Origin of the sequence: Waterburya agarophytonicola KI4, from assembly GCF_020640915.1 — a bacterium.
Taxonomy (GTDB): domain Bacteria; phylum Cyanobacteriota; class Cyanobacteriia; order Cyanobacteriales; family Xenococcaceae; genus Waterburya; species Waterburya agarophytonicola.
On record NZ_JADWDC010000132.1, the window covers coordinates 1 to 3,841 of the forward strand.

The following is a 3,841-nucleotide window of genomic DNA, read 5'->3' on the forward strand; positions in this document are numbered from 1 at the left end:
TTCTAGAGGATTCGGGTATCAACGAATCGCACGCCCATAAATGATAGTTGGGCATAACCGAGTAGAGTACGAAAAATCAACTCCTCACACCTCTAATCATAGAGAACATCCCCATAAATGGTTGTTTTTGGTGATGTTTTGCAATATGGTACAACTCTTAAAATTCCTCTTCTTCAAAGTTTTCTAAAAGAGTGGTCATAAGATCGAATTTACTAAAATTTTTATTTCCCTTCCAATGTTCCATTGCTTCTATATGTCTCATTCTTAGTGACATAGCCACAGATTCAATACCATCTTCATAAAAATGAGTTTCTAGTTCTTCTACTTCAGGAAGTGTTTTCTTCATCTGTTTTTCTAAATAAGAAAAGGCAACTTCTTGTCTCTCTTCTCCTGCTTCGTATTGGGCGGCTATTTCCTCAAGTTTCTTCATCTCATCTTTGGGATTGACTGCTTGGCGTTGCTCAAAGAAAAGAGTATGGTGATTCGACATTTCTTCCGTAGCGATCGTGGCAGGGAATAGTTTGTTAACGATTTTGATGGTGGTGACTTTGGCCAATCGACGATTAATTTTGCGATCAAAAAAAGTCATAGCTTCAATTACTCGTTCAAAAGAACGAACATCAAGTCGGAGTTTCTTGTCTTCCTCAAAGGTGAAATAACCTAAGACAATAGGACGATACTGTTTGGGAATATCTCGATAGGATTGGTCAAACTTAATATTCTTAGCTTCCTCTGTATAAAGCCAAACCCAGCGATCACAGGTCGAATCATAATCAATACAGCGCAATCGCTTAAATCTACCTAAGACTGCATTTTTTTGACTAACTTGGTAATAAATTCTGGCGGGTTGATAGGCTTCCCCAGTCATGGTGCTTAATAAAGGTGGAATTTTTTTTTCACCTATCCTTGATTCCTCAAACATTGTACTTGCTCCAGTGGAAGATGTTTTTGGAATGTTATCACTGCTCTGGTTAAAGATAAGAGATTTTTAGCTCAAATTAAGCCAGATTGAGGGATAATTTGCTTCTGTAAACTTCTCCTGATTTTTCAACCCTTGTGGCCTCTATTGAAAGAACGGCTTATCCCCGTTTTAAGCGTTATTATACTCTTGCTCAACTTCAAAAAACCTATACTCCCACTTCAACAGAAAGGCGCATAGTTCGCCGCATCTAATAGCTTTTGCCCGTTCTAATACTCAAGGAGACAGGAATTTCTTTAATCTGATAGTTTTGCTCAAATCTTTTCAAAGATTGGGTTACTTCCCAAATTTAGAACAAATACCCCAGGATATTATCAACTATCTGCGAGATTATCTAAAACTTCCAGAGGAGCTAGATGTTGGTTACGACCAATCTCGAACTTTATATCGTCATAAAAAAGAAATTAGAGCTTATTTTCAAGTTACTGCTTTTGACAAACAGGCACGACACCTTATCAGTGAAGCGGTTTCTAGTTCTGCGGAGGTAATGGATAATCCTGCCGATTTGATTAATGTGGCCATCGAAATGTTGGTCAAAGACCGCTACGAATTGCCAGGGTTTAATAGTTTGAACCGCCTGGTATGCCGTCTCAGAACCAGAGTTAATCATCAGCTTTTTTCTCAAGTCACTCAACAACTTGATGCTGAATATCTGAGTCATCTCGATCGCCTTTTAGAGAATCATCCCGTTCACCAACGGAGTCTTTATAATGACCTAAAAAAACTCCCCAAGAAATCAACTCGCAATCATCTCAACGATTTACTGGTACATTTAACCTGGCTAGAATCTTTGGGAGAGATTGCTCCCTACCTCGAAACAATTAATTCCTCAAAAATTGAGCATTGGGCAGCCGAAGCCAAATCTCTAGATGCTTCGGAAATCAAAAAAATCACCCAACCCAAAAGAGCCACTTTGTTACTCTGCTTGATTTATACCAATGGGGTCAACACCAGAGACTATCTAGTGACGATGTTCCTCAAGCAAATGAAGAAAATTCATAATAAGGCTAAAGAAAAACTAGAATTAATTCGCCAACAACTTCAAGAGAGAGTGGAAGCTGTGGTGGGAGTTTTTGCTAATGTCTTGCCATTTTTTGCTGATGAATCTCCCGAAGCACAATGGTCACAGGTCAAATCCTCAAAGATAACTCTCATCGACGGGGTACTTGGCTTAGTGGAGAGGTCGATCTTTCCTTTGCTTCGGTTGAATGGCAAAAATTTGTGATGTCGGGTCAAAAAGATAAAATATCCCGCCGTCATTTTAAGGAGAACCAGTTTTAAAGCGTCTCAAAAAAAAGGCTGATAACCCTAGTCTTAAAGCTTTGGAGTCCTTGATTGAAGAGAAAATGCCAGAGCGAGATTTGATTGATATTCTCAAAAATGTCGATTACTGGACAAATTTCACCCGTCACTTTGGGCCACTATCGGGTTCAGATCCTAAATTAGAACGAGCAACCGAACGTTATTTATTAACCCTGTTTACCTATGGGTGTAATCTCGGCCCATACCAAGCAGCCCGTCACATGAGGGGTTTAGCGACGGCTCACGAATTGTCTTTTGTTAACCGCAGACATATCAACTTAAGTAAGCTCAATGCTGCTCTAGTTGATATTCTCAATCGCTATCACGTTCTGGAATTACCCACCTTCTGGGGTAAGGGAACATCTGCTGCTGCCGATGGAACAAAATACGACCTATACGAGCAAAATTTACTGTCGGAATATCATATTCGCTATGGAGGTTATGGCGGAATTGCTTATCATCACGTGGCTGATAGCTACATAGCACTCTTTTCTCATTTTATTCCCTGCGGTACTTGGGAGGCAGTTTATATCATTGACGGCTTGTTGAAAAATTCTTCTTTAATTCAGCCAAAGACTCTTCATGCGGATACTCAGGGGCAATCAACTCCCGTATTTGCTCTATCTCATTTGTTGGGGATTAAGTTAATGCCAAGAATCCGTAACTGGAAAGACTTAACTTTTTATCGTTCTGACAAGAACACAACTTATCAACATATTGATTCTCTCTTCTCTGATTCGATTAATTGGAAACTAATCAAAACCCACTAGCAAGACTTGTTTCGGGTAGTTCTATCTATTTCTACTGGTAAAATTTCTTCTTCTGTTTTGTTAAGGAAATTAGGAAACTACAGTCGGAAAAATAGATTGTATAAGGCTTTTCGAGAATTAGGTCGGGTGTTAAGAACGGTTTTTCTCTTGGAATATATTTCTGATGCCAAACTAAGAAAACAAATTCAAGCAGCTACCAATAAAGTCGAATCTTACAATGGCTTTTCCAAATGGTTTTGTTTTGGTGGAGAGGGCATTATTGCCAATAATGACCCAGAAGAACAGGAAAAAATTATCAAGTACAATACCCTGGTGGCCAATGCGGTTATTTTTCAGAATACAGTGGATTTAACTGAAATACTGCAACAATTAAAGAGAGAAGGATATTTAATCGATCCAGAAGATATTAAAGCAATAAGCCCCTACTTAACCGAACATATCAAACGATTTGGCGATTATTGGCTTGATATGGATATTTTTCCCAAGGCTTTAGATGAAATAATAGCTTTGGGTGTTTGAGGTATTTGTTACATTACTTTACGTCGCGTCCTATTTTGCACGTATGTCGGCTGTACGCCTTATTGTGGGTCGAGAATTATAGTTTCAGTTATAGTTTCAGCTAATTCGGTCTCAGTTTCAAATAATGTGGGTCTGAGTGCCGTTATAGTTTCATTTATTGTGGGCTGAAAATGGCGATGATTTCAGGTCGAAGTGATTATAATTTCAGGTCGTTACAATTACCGAACGGAATTCCATCACATGATACTTTTAATCGAGTTTTTGCTCGTCT

At 38.8% G+C, this 3,841-nt stretch carries 2 protein-coding genes and 1 pseudogene; 2 read left to right on the forward strand and 1 reads right to left on the reverse strand.

Annotated features, from left to right (window positions below; translation table 11 throughout):
- Positions 1–157: 157 nt before the first annotated feature.
- Complete coding sequence (locus tag I4641_RS23385) at positions 158–922, reverse strand: hypothetical protein (protein ID WP_229642991.1); 765 nt, start codon at positions 920–922, stop codon at positions 158–160.
- A 250-nt stretch (positions 923–1,172) separates the two neighbouring features.
- On the opposite strand from I4641_RS23385, the gene I4641_RS23390 reads away from it, so the two are divergent.
- Together I4641_RS23390 and I4641_RS23395 are read left to right on the forward strand one after the other, a co-directional pair.
- Entirely contained in the window at positions 1,173–2,204 is a 1,032-nt protein-coding gene (locus I4641_RS23390) for a DUF4158 domain-containing protein (RefSeq protein WP_439655368.1), read from the forward strand.
- A 40-nt stretch (positions 2,205–2,244) separates the two neighbouring features.
- A pseudogene (locus I4641_RS23395) lies at positions 2,245–3,570 on the forward strand (Tn3 family transposase); the annotation flags it as partial.
- Between the last annotated feature and the right edge of the window lie 271 nt (positions 3,571–3,841).